Below are 15633 nucleotides of genomic sequence, written 5' to 3'. Positions count from 1 at the left end.
GCCGGATGGTCCCGGAGCCAGAGTTCGACTCGTACTACGGACGGCCGATCCTGAAGGAGCCGGTGTGGAAGCAGCCGGACGTCCCGCTGTACCTGTTCGCCGGTGGCGTGGCCGGTGCGTCGGCGCTGCTCGCCGAGGGCGCCGCGCTGACCGGACGTCCGGGACTGTTGCGCGTGGCAAGGACTGCGGCGGCGGCCGGGTCCGCGCTCGGCTCCGGTCTGCTGGTCCACGATCTCGGACGTCCGGAACGTTTCCTGAACATGCTGCGGGTCCTGAAGATCACCTCACCGCTGTCGGTCGGGTCATGGGTCCTTGCACCGTTCAGCGGGTTGTCGGCGGCTGCGGCCGCGACCGAGTACAGCGGCAGGCTGCGGTTCGTGGGTCGAGTGGCCGGCGTCGGCGCCGGGGTGCTGGGGCCCGCGCTGGCGACGTACACCGCGGTGCTGATCGCCGACACGGCGGTGCCGGCCTGGCACGAGGCGCATCGGGAGTTGCCGTTCGTGTTCGCGGGCAGCGCGGCGGCGGCCGCGGGCGGTCTCGCGATGGTCGCCGCACCGAAGGCCGAAGCCGGGCCGGCCCGCCGGATGGCGATCATCGGCGGCGTCACGGAGCTCGCGGCATCGGAGGTGATGATCCGCCGACTGGGGATCCATGCGGAGGTCTACCGCGACGGACGTCCCGGAACGCTGCTGAAGATCGCACGGGGACTGACGGCGGCTGGTGCCGCGCTGACGCCCTTCGGCCGCCGATCCCGTGTCGTGTCCGCGCTGGCCGGTACGGCGTACCTCGCCGGCTCTGTGCTCACGAGATTCGGCGTGTTCCAGGCGGGGCTGGCGTCCGCGCGCGATCCGAAGTACACCGTCGTTCCGCAACGTGAACGGAGCGGGCAGTGACCGACTTGGCGTCGCCCGTGCGGATGACTCAGTACGCGGCCGGTGGTGGTTGTGCGTGCAAGATCCCGCCCGGTGAGCTGGAACGCCTTGTGGGCGGGTTGCCGGCCGGTCGGGCCGACGGGGAGTTGGTGGTCGGTCTGGAGCACGGGGACGACGCCGCTGTGGTGCGGATCGACGGTCATCGTGCTGTGGTGACGACCGCGGACTTCTTCACACCGGTCGTTGACGATCCGCACGACTGGGGACGGATCGCCGCGGCGAACGCACTGTCGGACGTATACGCGATGGGCGGTGAGCCGATCGTTGCGGTGAACCTGCTGGCGTGGCCGCGCGACCGTATTCCGTTCGCGCTCGCGGGCGACGTACTGCGGGGTGCTGCTGACATCTGTGCGGAGGCCGGGACGTACCTGGCCGGTGGGCACAGCATCGATGATCCCGAGCCGAAGTACGGTCTCGCGGTCACCGGGATCGCCGACCCTGATCGCTTGCTGCGCAACGATGCCGGGCGGCCCGGGACGCCGTTGACGTTGACGAAGCCGCTCGGGTTGGGCGTGCTGAACAATCGGCACAAGGCGACCGGTGAGGTGTTCGCGCAGGCGGTGGCGACGATGACCACGCTCAACCGGGACGCGTCGCGTGCCGCGCTCGCTGCGGGGGCGGTCTGCGCGACCGACATCACCGGGTTCGGGCTGCTCGGTCACCTGCTGAAGCTGGTCCGGGCGAGTGAGGTCGGAGCGGTGGTCGAGGCTGCCGCCGTACCGTGCCTCGAGGGTTCCCGTGAGGCGTTGGCAGCGGGGTTCGTGCCGGGCGGGAGCCGCCGGAACCTCGACTGGGTCCGGAATTCGCTGGACTCGTCGCTGTCCGAGGAGGAGTTGCTGCTGCTGGCCGATGCCCAGACCTCGGGCGGCCTGCTCGTGGCGGGGGAGATCCCGGGCTGTCCGGTGGTCGGCGAACTGATCCCTGGGCCGCCGCGCATCCGGGTCGCGTGACGTAGCCGGCGGCATGGTCCGGCATGGTGAAGGTGCTGCTGGATCGCTGACGCCTACTCCGAGGAGCGCGCGGTACGACGGGGGAGGGCATGGGTGCCGTCGCAGAGCGGCGGGATCGCGGTGCGGCCGCAGCGACAGAGCGCGATCGTACGGCGCGACGCGGGGATCGGATCGCCGTTCTCGTCGATGAGCTCGAACTCGCCCCGCACCAGCAGCGGTCCGTCCGGGTACGCACGAATCTCGGTCATAACTTGGCGGTACCCACGGGAGATGCGTTCACGACTGCGTGGCGGGTACCGGATGCGCATGCAGCTACCAGCACCCCGCGGGCCTCTCAGCCGCTGGATGACCCATCGGTTCCAGGGCTGCGAGACCGCGGCCCCGAGGGTCGCGTCGTGCGCCGATCCGTACTCCGACGACGATCTCCAGTTGGCCCTCTGGGTCGCTTACGAGCTGCAGTACCGCGGGTTCGACGATGTGGATCCGGACCTGCAGTGGGATCCGGTCGTCATCGCGTTCCGCTCCCGTCTGGAGGACCCGTGGTCGGGGTGGCTGGAAGCGAACTGCCGGGTCGAGCCCAGTGCACAGCCCGTCGCGGAACAGTTGCGATCCCTGGTCGAGAGCGCCGACGGTCCGCGCTTCGCGCCGTACCTGCGCCGGCATGCGACGAAGGAACAGTTCCGTGAGTTCGTGCTGAACCGGTCGATCTACCAGCTGAAGGAGGCCGACCCGCACAGCTTCGGCATCCCGCGGCTGGACGGCGCGGCGAAGGCGGCACTGGTCGAGATCGAGGCCGACGAGTACGGCGGTGGCCGCCCGGACCGCATGCACTCGGAGCTCTTCCGTACGACGATGCGGTGGCTCGGCCTCGACGACAGCTACGGGTACTACGTTCCCGACGTACCGGCGGTCACGCTCGCCGTGTCGAACGTGATGTCGCTGTTCGCGATCCACCGTCGGTGGACCGGTGCTCTGCTCGGTCATCTCGCCGCGCTCGAGATGACGTCCACGGTGCCCAACCGGCAGTACGCGACGGGAGCGATCCGGCTCGGTGCCTCGGAGGACGAGGCCCGCTACTTCACCGAGCATGTCGAAGCCGACGCGGTCCACGAGCAGATCGCGGCGCACGACCTGTGCGGCAACTACGTCCGTCAGCATCCCGAGGCGATCGGCGACGTATTGTTCGGTGCACGCTGCGCACTGACTGTCGACGACCTCTTCGCCGAACAGCTACTGACCTCGTGGTCTGCGGATCAGCCGGACCGCACACGACAGCTGAGTTCCACAGCGTCATCGGCGGATACGTCCACCGTCGTCGCGAAGACCCCGCACGTGCAGAGTTGACTCGCGTGGCGATCACCGATGCCGAGCTACTTCGGTCGCGATTCTCTGCGACCGAGGCCGGAACCGTCGGGTTCGAAGAGGAACTACTCCTCGTGGACCGCGCAACCTGGCTGCCGGCAGCGGCAGCCGCCGTGATCGGGGATGTCGACGACCCTCGTGTGAAGCAGGAACTGCCCGCGTGCCAACTCGAGATCGCGACCTCGGTGCACACCTGCGTCGCAGATGCTGTCGACGAGCTCAGGGCCTGTCGAGCGCTGATCTCCAAGGCCTGCGACGCCACGGTGGCCGCGATCGCGACGCCCGTTCACCCGCAGCTCGACGGACCCGTTGGGTTGTCGCACACGGAGCGATCGGGCGCGCTCGCTGCCCGTTACCGTGAGGTGATCGGCCGGCAGCTGGTCTCTTCGTTGCAGGTCCATCTGGCCTTCGGCGACGCCGACTGCACGCTGGACGTCTACCACAGGCTGCGGAACGTCCTGCCCGAGTTGGCGGCGTTGGCCGGCGCCGCGCCGTACGCGGGCGGACGCGACACCGGATTGTGCTCGGTGCGGCCGGTGATCGCGGCGCAGTTGCCGCGCCAAGGCGTGCCTCCGATCATCGCCTCCTGGGAGCAGTACGCCGCTGATCTTGCCTGGACGGTACGAGGAGGAGCCGTGGGCGATGCGTCGGAGTGGTGGTGGGAGCTTCGGCCGCACGTTGGCTACGGCACGCTCGAACTGCGGGTTCTCGACGTCCAGGCGACGGTGCGGCAGACCAGCGCAATCACGCGGTTCGTGTATGCGCTCGGTGCCAGGTTCGCCGACCTGCACCGCAGCGGTGAGCCCGCGTCGCCGGCGCCGAGCTGGAGGATCGCAGAGAACCGTTGGGCGGCGCTGCGCGACGGCGTACGGGGCGAGCTGCTCGATCTGCGCACCGGTGAGGCGCGAGCGACCCGGCGTCGTCTGCACGAGCTCATCGATGCCGCCGAGCCGTACGCGACGGACAGTCTCGACGATGTACGGCTCATGGTCGAGGAGCCGCCGGTCGAACATCTGCGAGCCCTCGGCGCCGAGGGCGTCGTCCCGTGGCTGGCCGATACTTTCAACCGCTGAAGTTGCCGGGTGAACCGTGGATCAGCGGGGTACGTCGCGCTTGTGCCGGACGTAGGCCGGCAACGCCAGCCACAGCACGCAGAACCACGCCAGAAGCCCGATGACCAGGGCGGTTGCGGCGAGCCGGGGAAGGACGACGTTCAAAGCGATCAGCACTCCGCCACCGACTGATGCGACGAGGAAGACCATGCCGACCCGCACCAGGCGGTCGGTGATGATGATCAGGCGGTCGCGCAGGCCTTCCCGGTACAAGAAGCGATGGAACGCCACTGGGGCGAGGAACAAGGAGACGGCTACCGCAGCGGCGAGCAGCGTGCAGGCATAGACGGCGTGGGTGAACCTGTCCGCGGTGTGGAACTGATTCTGGAACGCGATCCCCAGCAGGAAGGCCAACAGGATCTGTGTTCCGGTCTGGACAAGCCGCAGTTCTTGCAGGAGCTCGTTCCAGTGCCGGTCGAGTCGCTCGCCGGAGCTCTCGTCACCACGCCGGTAGCTCAGCCGCTCGGAAGTCATGCCGTCAGCCCTTGCTCCTCATGACCTGGCCGGTGCCCGCAATCAGACCTGAATACGCGTCGGGTCCGAAGCCTGACAGCACGGGCGTCACGACCAAGACCGCCGCAGCCAACGCCGCCCACCTCGCCCGCGTACTCCGTGACCACGAGTACGCTCCTGCCCGGCGGTGAGCCGATCCCCACACGCGCCGCTCGGCAACCGACACGAAGGTCTCACCGACCTCTGTCTGAGACCGGGCGGGTTGAGGCCCGGAATGTCGGGTACCGCAACGAGTGTGACCGATTCAGGTATCGCCATCCTCGACATCGATGGGACGCTCATCGACTCGAACTACCAGCATGCTTTGGCTTGGTACCGGGCGCTGCGGTCGGTGGGGGAGACCTATCCGGTCTGGCGGCTGCACCGGCTGATCGGGATGGGCGGGGATCAGTTGCTCACGGCGCTCGGTGGAGACGAGTTGGAGGACCGCGTCGGTGACGACGTTCGCGAACAGCAGCGGAACGAGGTCGACCCGCTGCTGGACGAGATGGCGCCACTTCCCGGCGCCCGCGACCTGCTTCTGGCGATCAAGGAGCGTCATCACCGGCTGGTGCTGGCGAGCTCCGCGCAGCAGGACCACGTGGACGTGTTCCTGGACAAGTTGGACGCGCGCGACATCGTGGACGACTGGACGAGCAGCGCCGACGTCGAAGCGTCGAAACCGGCGCCGGACCTGCTCCACGTGGCGCTGAAGAAGCTCGGCGCGTCGTCCGATGCGTCCAGCGTCCTGGTCGGGGACTCTGTGTGGGATGTGCAGGCCGCCCAGAAAATCGGCATGCCGTCACTCATGGTCCGTTCCGGCGGCTTCGGAGACGACGAACTCCGCGAGGCGGGCGCGGCAGCCATCTACGACACCCCACGCGATCTCTTGGACGCGATAGACGACACCCCACTCGCCTGAGATCTTGCACGACCGACCTGCTACCCCAATGCCGTCCGTCCGCTTCCCGTAAAAAGGGGTTTGGGCGCAGGCTCAGTTTGTTGCTCGGGTGGCGATGATTTCCTGGGCAGTGGCACGGTGGGTGAGGTGGGCATGCTGCGAACGACGGCGGAGTTCGTCGAAGGCCTGATCGCTGGTGAGGTCATTGCGTTCGATCAGGATCCCCATCGCCTGGCCGACCAGTTTGTGGGTGTCCATCGCCTCCGCGAGCTGCTCTTCGTGACGGAGCTGGGTCATGGCCAGCGAGGCGTGCAGCGCGAGGATACGAGCCAACTCTTCGTCGTCACGTCCGAAGGCGTGCGGCCTGTCGTGGTAGAGCGACAGGGCCCCGATCGCAGCGCGGCCGTTGGTCAGGGGAACGTGCATGATCGCGTTCATCGGGAGCTCGGCGACAAGCCGGCTCCACAGCGGCCACCGGGTGTCGGTGGCGGGATCTGTGATGTGCACCGCGACCGCAGAGGTGAACGCGTGCAGCATCGGACCATCACCGACTTCGAGCTGCCATCGCAGCACCCGCGCCACGATCGCGTCGGTTGTGTGCGCGACGGCGATACCACCGCTTGCGGCCGCGAGCGAGATTCCTACGCGGTCACATGCGAGGACCCGGAGGGCGTACCGGCTGATGGTCTCGACCGTCGCCTCGGTCCCTTCGGCGGACTCCAGTTCCAGCGCAAACCGGCCGAAAGTTTCGGCCAAGTCCTCAGGAACAGTAAGTTCAGCCAACATTGACGTCACCTCCGCGGGGTCTGGACGGACGCGTGTCATTCTCTTGGCGGGCTGTGGCGTAGCGGGTTGAGAGCATGTCACCACTACGACTGCCCAACACTTCGCCCGTACCCGATAGCGCGCGATGTATGCCATGACCGCAGGGGACCTGGGCTGTTAGGTTTTTGTGATGACGACCTACTCGCCGGCCGAGGCGGCCGCACAGTCTGGGTTCAGCATCGATACGTTGCGGTATTACGAGCGCGAAGGCATTCTGCCGCCTATTGAGCGGAGTGCTGGTGGGCGGCGGGTGTACAGCGAGGGCGATCTGTGGATGCTCGGGTTCCTGCATTGCCTGCGGGATACAGGGATGTCCATCGAGCAGTTGCGTCGGTACGGCGAGTTGAGCCGGGACGACGCCACGATGCCGGAGCGGGTCGCTCTGCTCGAGGAGCACGCGGCCTCGATCCGGGCGAGGATCACCGAGTTGGACGCGACCCTCGCCCGGGTTGAGGAGAAGACGGACTGGTACCGCGCGGAACTCCGCCGGACGGAACACGCGACGTCCTGAACCACTCCGTCATCCGGACTGTCCGGCGTGCTGCGGCCGCGCCCGCGACGGACGCTGCGCCCGCGATTGATCCGGGGGCTCGGCTATGCGGCGTTCAGCGCAGCAAGTTCGTCCTCGGTGAGGATGGTGGACGCGCCCACCACGGCCTGTTCGACCTGGTCGACGCTGCTGACTCCGACGATTGGGGTCAGTGCCGGGGTGCCGGAGGCTAGCCACGCGAGCACCACCTGGCCGGGGCGGAGTCCGCGGGCGGTGGCGATACGGATCAGTGCTGCTAGTCGGCTGTCGGTGCCGGGGTGGCGGTACTCGGGCTCGAGTGGGCGGTCGTCGCGGTCGTATCGACCCAGCAGGGTGGCGGTGTAGACCCAGCCGTCGAACGACGGGTTGCGCCGTAGGAAGTCGAGGCCGTCCGCTGACAGCATTCCCAGCGGGATCGGCTGGCCCTCCACGGGCATGCCGCCGGCGGGCTGAAGGTAGGAGTAGCGCTGCTGATAGGCAGTTGGTTGCGGTTGGTCGGCGCGTTCGGCAGCGGCCCGGATCCGCTCGAGCAGCCAGGACGGGTGGTTGGACAGCCCCCAGCGAGCGGTCAGGCCGTCACGGACAAGGCCGCCGAACGTCTCGACCAGGTCCTCCACCGGTACGGCCGGGTCTTCGACGTGTGCCCAGTACAGGTCCACAGCGTCCACGCCCAGCCGCTCCAAGCTCTGTTTCATGGCGCCGCGTACGACGTCCCCGCGCAGCCCTTCGAGGTGGTCGGGGAACCCGCCGACCCGCGTGGGCTGGGCGCCGACCTTGGTGCTGAGGCGGACGCGGACCCCGGGGTTGGACGCGAGCCAACGGCCCAGCAGCGCCTCACTCTGGCCGCCGAAGCCGGTCTCGGAGGTCCAGAAGCTGTAGTTGTCGGAGGTATCGATGAAGGTTCCGCCGAGTTCGGCGTACCGGTCGAGGATCGAGAAGGCGGTCCGTTCGTCCACCCTCGTGCCGAAGTACATCGTCCCGAGGGCCATCGTGGGTGCGTTCATGGCACCACCCTCATTGCTGGAGCGCACTCCAGGTCAAGCCGCCTTCCGACGAGAGCAGAAAGTCAGCGGTGACCGAGCCAGGCGATCGCGGCGACGACGAGTGCTTGGGTGCCGGTGTCGAGGGTCGGCTGGATCACGGGTGCGAAGGCGGCGGAGTGGTTGACGGGGATGTCCTGTGCGATCCGGCCGGCTTGTTCGGCCTTGTGGTAAGTGTCGGGGTCGATGCCGCCGATTCCCCAGTACGTGTACGGCGTGTCGAGGGCGTTCGGTATGTCGCTGAAGTCCTCGCTGGCGCTCTGCTGTGGCAGCTGGTCGGCGCGGTTGCCGAAGTAGTCCGCGAACGCTGACGCGACGCGGTCGGTGGTGTCGGTGTCGTTGCTGGTGAGAGGGTAGTGGTCCAGCAGGTGGAACTCGGGTTCCTTCGGTGATCCGGAGGCGTCGCATTCGGCGCGGACTATCCGCTCGATCGCGGCGAGGACGGTGGTTCGGGCGTGGTCGTCGTACGTGCGAACGTTCAGTTGGAGTACGGCGTGGTCGGGGATGACGTTGCTCTTCGTACCGGCCTGGATGCTGCCGACGGTCAGGACCGCGGTGTCTCCGGGTGCGACCTCGCGGGCCACGACGGTTTGCAGGCGGATGACGATCATCGCCGCGAGTACGACGGGGTCGACGGCGGCCTGTGGCATGGATCCATGGGCGCCGCGTCCGTGGACCGTGATCCGCAGGCTGTCGGCGGCGGACAGTACCGGGCCTGGCCGGGTTCCGATCGTGCCGGACGGGAACGGCAGGACGTGCTGGGCCAACGCCGCGTCGACGGGTCCCACCAGTTCGACCAGGCCGTCGTCGACCATCGCCTTGGCGCCGTCCCCGGTCTCCTCGGCCGGTTGGAACACCGCGACCAGGGTCCCCGACCAGCGGTCGGTTGAGTCTGACATCAACGCCATCGCGCCGAGCAAGCAGATCACGTGGACGTCGTGACCACAGGCATGCATCACTGCGGTGCCGTCCGCGGAGGTTTCGGTGCTGGCATACGACAGGCCGGTCTGCTCACGAACCGGGAGGGCATCCATGTCGGCGCGTAACAGCAGGCTGGGGCCGTCGCCATTACGCAGGATGCCGACCACACCGGTCGCACCCACGTTTTCGTGGACCTCGCAGCCTGCGGCGCGTAGCCGGGCAGCCACGGTGCCGGCGGTACGGCGCTCTTCGTGCGAGAGCTCGGGGTGGGCGTGCAGGTTGCGGTAGAAGTCCTCCTGCCAGGGGCGGACAGCATCGAGACGGTCGATGATTGCGGCGACTGCTTGGCTGTCCATGTCGTCCATCATGCTCCGCGTTTGGTGCCCGGAGCCTTCGGTGCGTTGAGGTCGTAGCGGACACCGAGCATCCGTACGACGAAACAGACGGCGGCTGCGACGATCGCGGCCGGGAGACCCGTCGCCCCGAACCTGTCCGCGGCGACCACCACCACCGCGCCCAGCAGCGCAGGGATCGCGTACAGGCCGCTGGTCAGCACCGACGGGATCTCGCGGATGAGCACGTCACGCAGCGTTCCGCCGCCGACCGCGGTGATCGTGCCCAGGATGATCGCCTGGCCGAAGCCGACCCCGAACTGGAGTCCCTTGAGCGCCCCGCTGACCGCGAACAGGCTCAGTCCGGCAGCATCCAGTAGCAGGATCGGTTTCGCGAGCCGGTCGAGGTGGCGGCCGAACACGAACGCCACCAGGCCGCCGACGGCCGCCACCGTCAGGTACCGCCAGTCGCTGAAGGTCGCCGGCGGCAGCGCGTTCAGGAGGATGTCACGGATGATCCCACCACCCAGCGCGGTGAGCATCCCGAGCGTGACCACCCCAACGATGTCGACCCGAGCGACCCGCAGTGCCGTCAGCGCGCCGTTCAACGCGAACGCGAACGTGCCGGTCAGGTCCAGAACCAGAAAGGTCGACGACGCGGTGCTCACCAATCCTGTCTACCGGACTCACGACCGGCGAACCAGCACCATCGCACTGTCCACCCTTTGTTGTACGCAGCAATTAATTCCACACGGCGAAGGGCATCGCAGCCTAGGTGATGCTTCGCGTGGCTTGTCTGAGGATCTCGGCGCTGCGCTCGAGCGCCTCCTGCTCGTCGTCCGTCATGGCAGGTACGTACGTGTGCGCGACCCCGTGGGACCCGAGCGCTGACAGCAAGGACAGCGTGACCTGGCGATCGGGGTCATGTGCGGCCACTGTGTACAACGCTTGTTCGTCCCGTAGGACCGCCTCGGCCAGACGCGCCACGACGAGCCCGATGCCGTACTGGCTCGCGCCGATGCCTTCGATGATGCTGATGTTCGCGTATCGGATCTCCGACTCGACCTCCGCCCGCGCCTGGTCCACCGGCTCACCCCGCCGGGACAAGATGTCCAGCACCGGTACGCCGCGTACGTTCGCGGATGACCACAACATGACCTCGCTCGTACCGTGTTCACCGACGACGAGGGCCTGTACGTCGTCTGCGCGCACCTGCAGCCGCAGACTGAGGTGGCGGCGGAAACGCAGGCTGTCCAGCACGGTGCCCGTTGAGAACACCCGGTTGTGCCCGGCCAGAGTTCGAGTCAGTTCCGCCAGCGGGTCGGGCGGGTCCGTGACCACCATGATCGTGGCGTCCGGCGCGGTGCTCGTCAGCTGAGGCACGAGGTCGCGGTAGATCGCGGCGTTGCGATTCAGCAGGCGCAGACGCCCCGTCGGGTCGTTGCGGTCGGTGGCACCGCCAGTCGCCTCGTTGACCCCCGCGGTGATGATCAACAGGTCGGCGCCGGCAAGGTCGGTCGCTTCGCCGTCGGTGACATCGACCGGCGGCACGAACGGCAGCCCGTAATCGATGTCCCGCGCCACCCCCGTGGCGCGAGCACGATTCTGGTCGACGAGGACGATCTCGCGAGCGCATCCTCGGGTCAGGAGTGCCATCGTCACGGCCGCTCCGACGGCGCCCACGCCGATCACGCCAACTTTCATCGGGCCTCCTCGGTTCGCACCGCGCCGTACAGGAACCTGTCTGTTCGATCATGGATCGTGACCAGGTTGGGGTCCACAGATCGGCCGGTGCCGGAGATGGTCGGCATGGCGAAACCGGCTGATACTTGGGGAATGTCGGTGATGGATCTGCCTGAGTTCGATCGCGCGCAGATGTATGCGGTCGAGGCGCTGCGAGAGGGCTCGGCTGTCGTCGTGGCCACTCCCAGCCCGATGACGTACGTCGTGGTGGCCCGGGATCCCCGTGCGGTGAATGCTCTGAAAGGTCGCCCCGTCGACCAGCCGGTCGGGATCTCGGTCCATTCGGAGGCCGCGCACGATCAGCTGTTCCGGTACCTCGATCTTCGTGCCGATGCCCTTGCCATGGTCGACTTCGCGCTCGCCGAGCGCATCACCGTACTGGCGCCGATCCGGTCGGACCCGGCGATGCCCGAGTGGCTGACGCCGGCTGTCCAGGACGGCTGGGTGCTGTTCTTCGACGGCTACTGGGGTCCGCTGGCGTTCTTGTGGGAAAGTCATCCGTTCTTGTACGGAAGCAGCGCCAACCGAACCGGCGAAGCTCCGGCCGCGTCAGCCGCCGAAGCCCGATCGCAGTTTCCGGCCCGCACGATGATCATCGACGCCGATCACCTCCGCACGCCGGCCGCCACGCACGCAGCGAGCACAGTGATCCGGGTCGACGCGGACGGCCAACCGGCACTTCATCGCTCGGGCTTCAGGGACCAGGCGGCGGGCGGACCCGACGTACTCCTGGACCGACTGCGCGAGTTCAGATCCACGGTCGCCGAACTCGACGGGTCGAGTCCTACGCTGCTGGGCAAGACCTACCTGTCGACCGCGGTGGTCGAGCACGGCGAACCCAAGCACCTACAGCCGAACACGCGAATCCGGCTGCAGTTCGAGCGCATGCCGAACAAGAACGCGGACGGTCCGCGGGTGTACGACGTCGTACGCGCGCACGTCGGCTGCAACCGCATCGGTGCAGCCGTCGCGGCCGGCGAACTGCTGACCGACGGCAGCCTGTGGATCGACGGCGTCGGCGGTACTACGGTCGGCTGCAGACCGCCGTTGCGAGACCAGGAGGAATGGTTGAAGGCGTTGCTGATGAGCAGGCCGTCATGGCGGCTGGACGGAGACAAGCTCACCCTCGCCTCAGGTGGTACGACGATCACGCTGCTCGACCGCAAGCTCGCCGAACCAGATTTCCCCCTCGACGGGACCAGGTGGAACGTCGTCACCTCCATCACCAACGCCGACCTGCGCCAGTACCACCACAAGGCCGAGCAGGCGTGGATTGCCTTCAACGACGGCCACCTGACCGGCTGGACCGGGTGCAACCACCTCACCGGCACCGTCAGCCGCAACAACACCGAACTGCACTTCAGCGACGTCGCCGTCACCGACGAGGCCTGCACAGCCGCGACCGCCGCGCTGCAGACCGCAATTCTCGCGAGCCTTGGGCGCGCGGTCGCGTACACCATCGATCACAACCGGCTGACCCTCATAGCCCCGTCCGGCATCGGCCTCGACCTGACAGCCGAGTAGAGCGGCCGGGTAAATCGTGTGCCCTGGCTGGTGATCGATGTGAGACTGCGGGAGTGATCGACGTACCCGACGCCTTGCGCAACAAGCTTCGCGCGGCCGGGGTCGAGGACTGGCTCGAGCGACTGCCTGAGCTTGTCGCGAGTCTTGAGGCTGACTGGTCGATCAGCGTGGGCCGCGCGTATGCGGGCGGGTCCGAGGCCTTCGTGGCCGATGCGACGCGGGCGGACGGAACCTCAGCGATTCTCAAAGTACTGATGCCGAGCCTGGGGAACGCCGCCTCCAACGAGGCGACGGTGCTGCGCATTGTTGATGGGGAAGGATGCCCGGCGCTCTACGAGTACGACGCCGACCGGGGTGCCCTGCTCATGGAACGACTGGGGCGGCCGATGTTCGAGCTCGGCCTACCGCTCTCGCGCCGTCTCGAGATTCTGTGCGATACCGCGGCGCGGATCTGGCGGCCGGCGCCGGACTCGGGACTGCCTACCGGTGCCGAGAAGGCGCGGTGGCTCGCCGACTTCATTGCGCGGTTGTGGGAGGAACTCGATCACCCCTGTTCCGAGAAGGTGATCGAGCACGCCCTTGCCTCGGCGGTACGGCGGGAGCGCGCGCACCGCGACGAGACAGCCGTCTTGGTCCACGGCGACGTACACCAACTGAACGCGCTCGAGAGTGATGGCGGCTTCAAGCTGGTCGATCCGGATGGTGTGCTTGCGGAGGCCGAGTACGACCTGGGTGTCCTGATGCGTGGCGACCCGGTCGAGTTGCTCGCTGGCGACCCGTTGGAGCGAGCCCGTTGGCTGGCCGCTCGGACGGGTCTGGATCCAGTGGCGACTTGGGAATGGGGCGTGATCGAGCGGGTGTCGACAGGACTGCTCTGCACGCAGATTGATTTTCAGCCTCTCGGCAGGGACTCGCTCCGGGCAGCAGAGACAGTCGCTGGCTTGTCGATGCCGTAGCCGTCGATGGGCCGCTGGTCTTCACCTAATGGACGAGGCCTGATTCCCACGCCCAGACGGCGATTTCGGTGCGGTTGCGAGCGGTGGTCTTGCGTTGGATCGAGGCCAGGTGGGACTTGACGGTGGACAGGGAGATCGTCAGTTCTTCGGTGATCTCGGCGTTGGTTCGGCCGCGGGCGATGGCTTTGGTGACGTCCAGTTCGCGTTGGGTCAGGGGCGGGTTGGCTTTGCGGGTGCGGGCTGTCGACGTCGTGAAATGAGCCAACAGGCGCGTGGTGATCGAGGGGGAGACCAAGGACTCGCCGTTCGCTGCCGCGTGCACCGCTTCCACCAGGAGTCGTGGGCCGGCGTCCTTGAGGAGGAAGCCACACGCACCGGAGCGAAGCGCTTCGTGCACCAGTTCGTCCAGGTCGAAGGTCGTGACGACGAGGACGCGTAGTGGGTCGGCGACGTCGGGGCCGGCCAGGAGGCGAGTGGCGGTCAGACCGTCCATGAGGGGCATGCGGATGTCCATCAGGGTGACGTCGGGGCGGAGCTCCTGGGCCAAGGCGACGGCTTGTTTGCCGTCCTCGGCCTCGCCGACCACCTCGATGCCGGGTTCCCGTTCGAGGATCAGCCGGAAGCCGGTACGGACGAGCGCCTGGTCGTCGGCGAGCAAGACCCGCAGTGTCACGATGCTGGTTCCTCCTGTGTAGTACGGGTCGCGGCCACACCGCCCGGCAGCGGTAGCTCGGCGAGAACACGCCATCCGTGGTCGCCGTGTTCGCCGGCCGACAGCTTGCCATCGAGCGCGTCGATGCGCTCACCCATCCCGATCAGCCCGTAGCCGCCGGCCGAACGCCGGTGCCGGACCCCGTCGTTCCGTACGTCGACGCGCAGCCACCGCTGATCCGGCGTGGCAGTCACCGCGACTGTCACCCGGCGAGCCTGCGGAGCGTGCTTGCGGACGTTGACCAGCGACTCGAGTACGACGCGATGCACGGTCGACACGGTCTCCGGCGCAACGCCGAGCTCCGCCAGCCCGGGCGCCAACTCCAGGGCAACGGCCGGATCATCACCGACAGCTGCCTCGATCGTCTCCACCAGGTCCCCGCTGGTCAGCGGCAGCGTCTGTTCCGGGCTGCGCAGCATCATGACGAGCCGTCGTACGGCGCCCAAGGCTTCGGCGCCTGCTCGCTCGATGTCGTGGAGGAGGTCCTGTTCGGGGCCGTCGGCAACCACCAGCTGAGCGGCCTGGGTGCGCACCACCACCCCCGTGATGTGGTGCGCGACCAGGTCGTGCAGCTCGCGGGCGAGTGCGAGTCGCTCCCGGTTCCGGGCGATGGCCAGCGCGGCCTCGCGGCGGGCGTCGCCGTCGCGCAGCATCAATCCGATCGCGACACTGGCGCCCCACAACATCGCCCACAACGCGGCTACCGCGAGAGTCGTCGAGTTGACGTCGTACCGCAGTACCGGACCGGAGACGATCGCCAGCCCGCCGAGGACCGCGATCCCACCGGCATAGCGCGGCCGCACGCGATGGCAGCTCGCCCCGACCAGGAGCAGCAGACCCAAGGTTTCGCAGTCGTCGGTGATCTTCGCAGCGGGATGTGCCAGGTAGCCGATGAGGCTGACCACCGCCGAGATCGCGATCCCAGAGGCCGCGAGCTGGGCGACCCGTTCGGGGTACCGGCGACGCGCCACCGCAAGCACCGACAGCACCAGCCCGGCCGCGAAGTAGAGCAACTCGCCGACGGACGGGGACCGGCCGACGATCATCCGGACCGCCTGCTCGCCGTTCAGGCCCGCGAGCAGCGCGAACTCGAGGACCACCAGGCCGAGGCGCAGCGGGCGGTTGGCGGTACGGATCACCGGGGGAGCCGTCCTTCCTGAGGTTCGTGTCGTACCGACGCTACTGTGACGGGGGGGGGGGGCCCACCCCCCCCCCCCCCCCCCACCCCCACACGAGCGGGGGGGCGGTGAGCCCGCGCGGGGTATAGAGAGACCGCCACACAGACCGGGGGCGGGCGGGCGC

17 protein-coding genes are annotated in these 15633 nt (G+C 68.0%); 8 read left to right on the top strand and 9 right to left on the bottom strand.

What is annotated here, in order from left to right; translation table 11 throughout:
* The first annotated feature begins 5 nt into the window (after positions 1–5).
* Positions 6–893 carry an NrfD/PsrC family molybdoenzyme membrane anchor subunit gene (gene nrfD / locus ACWGID_RS13345; RefSeq protein WP_452196710.1) on the top strand — a complete coding sequence of 296 codons (888 nt, stop codon included), beginning with the start codon at positions 6–8 and terminating at the stop codon, positions 891–893.
* Complete coding sequence (gene selD, locus ACWGID_RS13340; protein ID WP_452196709.1) at positions 890–1882, top strand: selenide, water dikinase SelD; 993 nt, start codon at positions 890–892, stop codon at positions 1880–1882. Before nrfD ends, selD begins: the two co-directional genes overlap by 4 nt.
* Before the next feature lie 53 nt (positions 1883–1935).
* On the opposite strand, the gene ACWGID_RS13335 is transcribed toward selD, so the two are convergent.
* The gene (locus ACWGID_RS13335) at positions 1936–2130 is read right to left on the bottom strand and encodes a CDGSH iron-sulfur domain-containing protein (RefSeq protein WP_452196708.1); all 195 of its coding nucleotides are present in this window, start codon (positions 2128–2130) and stop codon (positions 1936–1938) included.
* A 22-nt stretch (positions 2131–2152) separates the two neighbouring features.
* On the opposite strand from ACWGID_RS13335, the gene ACWGID_RS13330 reads away from it, so the two are divergent.
* Together ACWGID_RS13330 and ACWGID_RS13325 are read left to right on the top strand one after the other, a co-directional pair.
* Positions 2153–3226 (top strand): iron-containing redox enzyme family protein, encoded by a 1074-nt coding sequence (locus ACWGID_RS13330; RefSeq protein WP_452196707.1) that lies wholly within the window; start codon positions 2153–2155, stop codon positions 3224–3226.
* Between the two features lie 5 nt (positions 3227–3231).
* Positions 3232–4317, top strand: a complete 1086-nt coding sequence (locus ACWGID_RS13325) for a carboxylate-amine ligase (RefSeq protein WP_452196706.1) — start codon at positions 3232–3234, stop codon at positions 4315–4317.
* A gap of 21 nt (positions 4318–4338) precedes the next feature.
* On the opposite strand, the gene ACWGID_RS13320 is transcribed toward ACWGID_RS13325, so the two are convergent.
* Complete coding sequence (locus ACWGID_RS13320; RefSeq protein WP_452196705.1) at positions 4339–4830, bottom strand: DUF6328 family protein; 492 nt, start codon at positions 4828–4830, stop codon at positions 4339–4341.
* Between the two features lie 274 nt (positions 4831–5104).
* Between ACWGID_RS13320 and ACWGID_RS13315 the strand changes: the two genes are divergently transcribed.
* On the top strand, positions 5105–5770 hold the full coding sequence (locus tag ACWGID_RS13315; RefSeq protein WP_452196704.1) for an HAD family hydrolase: 666 nt from the start codon (positions 5105–5107) through the stop codon (positions 5768–5770).
* A 72-nt stretch (positions 5771–5842) separates the two neighbouring features.
* On the opposite strand, the gene ACWGID_RS13310 is transcribed toward ACWGID_RS13315, so the two are convergent.
* Positions 5843–6574: a GAF and ANTAR domain-containing protein gene (locus tag ACWGID_RS13310; protein ID WP_452196703.1), complete on the bottom strand. Its 732-nt coding sequence runs from the start codon at positions 6572–6574 to the stop codon at positions 5843–5845.
* Positions 6575–6704: 130 nt separating this feature from the next.
* Here ACWGID_RS13310 and ACWGID_RS13305 point away from each other — a divergent pair, with 130 nt between their 5' ends.
* Positions 6705–7085, top strand: coding sequence for a MerR family transcriptional regulator (locus tag ACWGID_RS13305; protein WP_452196702.1), 381 nt, complete (start codon positions 6705–6707; stop codon positions 7083–7085).
* Positions 7086–7168: 83 nt separating this feature from the next.
* On the opposite strand, the gene ACWGID_RS13300 is transcribed toward ACWGID_RS13305, so the two are convergent.
* From ACWGID_RS13300 to ACWGID_RS13285, 4 genes are all read right to left on the bottom strand, one after another.
* On the bottom strand, positions 7169–8107 hold the full coding sequence (locus ACWGID_RS13300; protein WP_452196701.1) for an aldo/keto reductase: 939 nt from the start codon (positions 8105–8107) through the stop codon (positions 7169–7171).
* 62 nt (positions 8108–8169) lie between these two features.
* Positions 8170–9420, bottom strand: coding sequence for an amidohydrolase (locus ACWGID_RS13295; protein WP_452196700.1), 1251 nt, complete (start codon positions 9418–9420; stop codon positions 8170–8172).
* Positions 9421–9428: 8 nt separating this feature from the next.
* Complete coding sequence (locus tag ACWGID_RS13290) at positions 9429–10064, bottom strand: trimeric intracellular cation channel family protein (RefSeq protein WP_452196699.1); 636 nt, start codon at positions 10062–10064, stop codon at positions 9429–9431.
* A 103-nt stretch (positions 10065–10167) separates the two neighbouring features.
* Complete coding sequence (locus ACWGID_RS13285) at positions 10168–11100, bottom strand: lactate/malate family dehydrogenase (protein ID WP_452196698.1); 933 nt, start codon at positions 11098–11100, stop codon at positions 10168–10170.
* A 132-nt stretch (positions 11101–11232) separates the two neighbouring features.
* On the opposite strand from ACWGID_RS13285, the gene ACWGID_RS13280 reads away from it, so the two are divergent.
* Together ACWGID_RS13280 and ACWGID_RS13275 are read left to right on the top strand one after the other, a co-directional pair.
* Positions 11233–12663 (top strand): META domain-containing protein, encoded by a 1431-nt coding sequence (locus tag ACWGID_RS13280; protein ID WP_452196697.1) that lies wholly within the window; start codon positions 11233–11235, stop codon positions 12661–12663.
* Positions 12664–12716: 53 nt separating this feature from the next.
* Complete coding sequence (locus ACWGID_RS13275; protein WP_452196696.1) at positions 12717–13619, top strand: aminoglycoside phosphotransferase family protein; 903 nt, start codon at positions 12717–12719, stop codon at positions 13617–13619.
* A gap of 25 nt (positions 13620–13644) precedes the next feature.
* On the opposite strand, the gene ACWGID_RS13270 is transcribed toward ACWGID_RS13275, so the two are convergent.
* Both ACWGID_RS13270 and ACWGID_RS13265 read right to left on the bottom strand, forming a co-directional pair.
* On the bottom strand, positions 13645–14292 hold the full coding sequence (locus tag ACWGID_RS13270) for a response regulator (RefSeq protein WP_452196695.1): 648 nt from the start codon (positions 14290–14292) through the stop codon (positions 13645–13647).
* Positions 14289–15470: a sensor histidine kinase gene (locus ACWGID_RS13265; protein WP_452196694.1), complete on the bottom strand. Its 1182-nt coding sequence runs from the start codon at positions 15468–15470 to the stop codon at positions 14289–14291. Before ACWGID_RS13265 ends, ACWGID_RS13270 begins: the two co-directional genes overlap by 4 nt.
* Between the last annotated feature and the right edge of the window lie 163 nt (positions 15471–15633).

The organism is Kribbella sp. NPDC054772 (assembly GCF_053611945.1).
Note: the sequence above shows the minus strand (reverse complement) of the source record. Positions and strands in the feature narration are given on the sequence as shown.

Excerpts from the sequence above, each read along its gene's own strand:
- nrfD (WP_452196710.1), top strand. The coding sequence starts at position 6 with ATGGTCCCGGAGCCAGAGTTCGACTCGTACTACGGACGGCCGATCCTG.
- ACWGID_RS13335 (WP_452196708.1), bottom strand. The coding sequence starts at position 2,130 with ATGACCGAGATTCGTGCGTACCCGGACGGACCGCTGCTGGTGCGGGGC.
- ACWGID_RS13330 (WP_452196707.1), top strand. The coding sequence starts at position 2,153 with ATGCGTTCACGACTGCGTGGCGGGTACCGGATGCGCATGCAGCTACCA.
- ACWGID_RS13320 (WP_452196705.1), bottom strand. The coding sequence starts at position 4,830 with ATGACTTCCGAGCGGCTGAGCTACCGGCGTGGTGACGAGAGCTCCGGC.
- ACWGID_RS13310 (WP_452196703.1), bottom strand. The coding sequence starts at position 6,574 with ATGACACGCGTCCGTCCAGACCCCGCGGAGGTGACGTCAATGTTGGCT.
- ACWGID_RS13305 (WP_452196702.1), top strand. The coding sequence starts at position 6,705 with ATGACGACCTACTCGCCGGCCGAGGCGGCCGCACAGTCTGGGTTCAGC.
- ACWGID_RS13300 (WP_452196701.1), bottom strand. The coding sequence starts at position 8,107 with ATGAACGCACCCACGATGGCCCTCGGGACGATGTACTTCGGCACGAGG.
- ACWGID_RS13295 (WP_452196700.1), bottom strand. The coding sequence starts at position 9,420 with ATGGACAGCCAAGCAGTCGCCGCAATCATCGACCGTCTCGATGCTGTC.
- ACWGID_RS13285 (WP_452196698.1), bottom strand. The coding sequence starts at position 11,100 with ATGAAAGTTGGCGTGATCGGCGTGGGCGCCGTCGGAGCGGCCGTGACG.
- ACWGID_RS13280 (WP_452196697.1), top strand. The coding sequence starts at position 11,233 with ATGTCGGTGATGGATCTGCCTGAGTTCGATCGCGCGCAGATGTATGCG.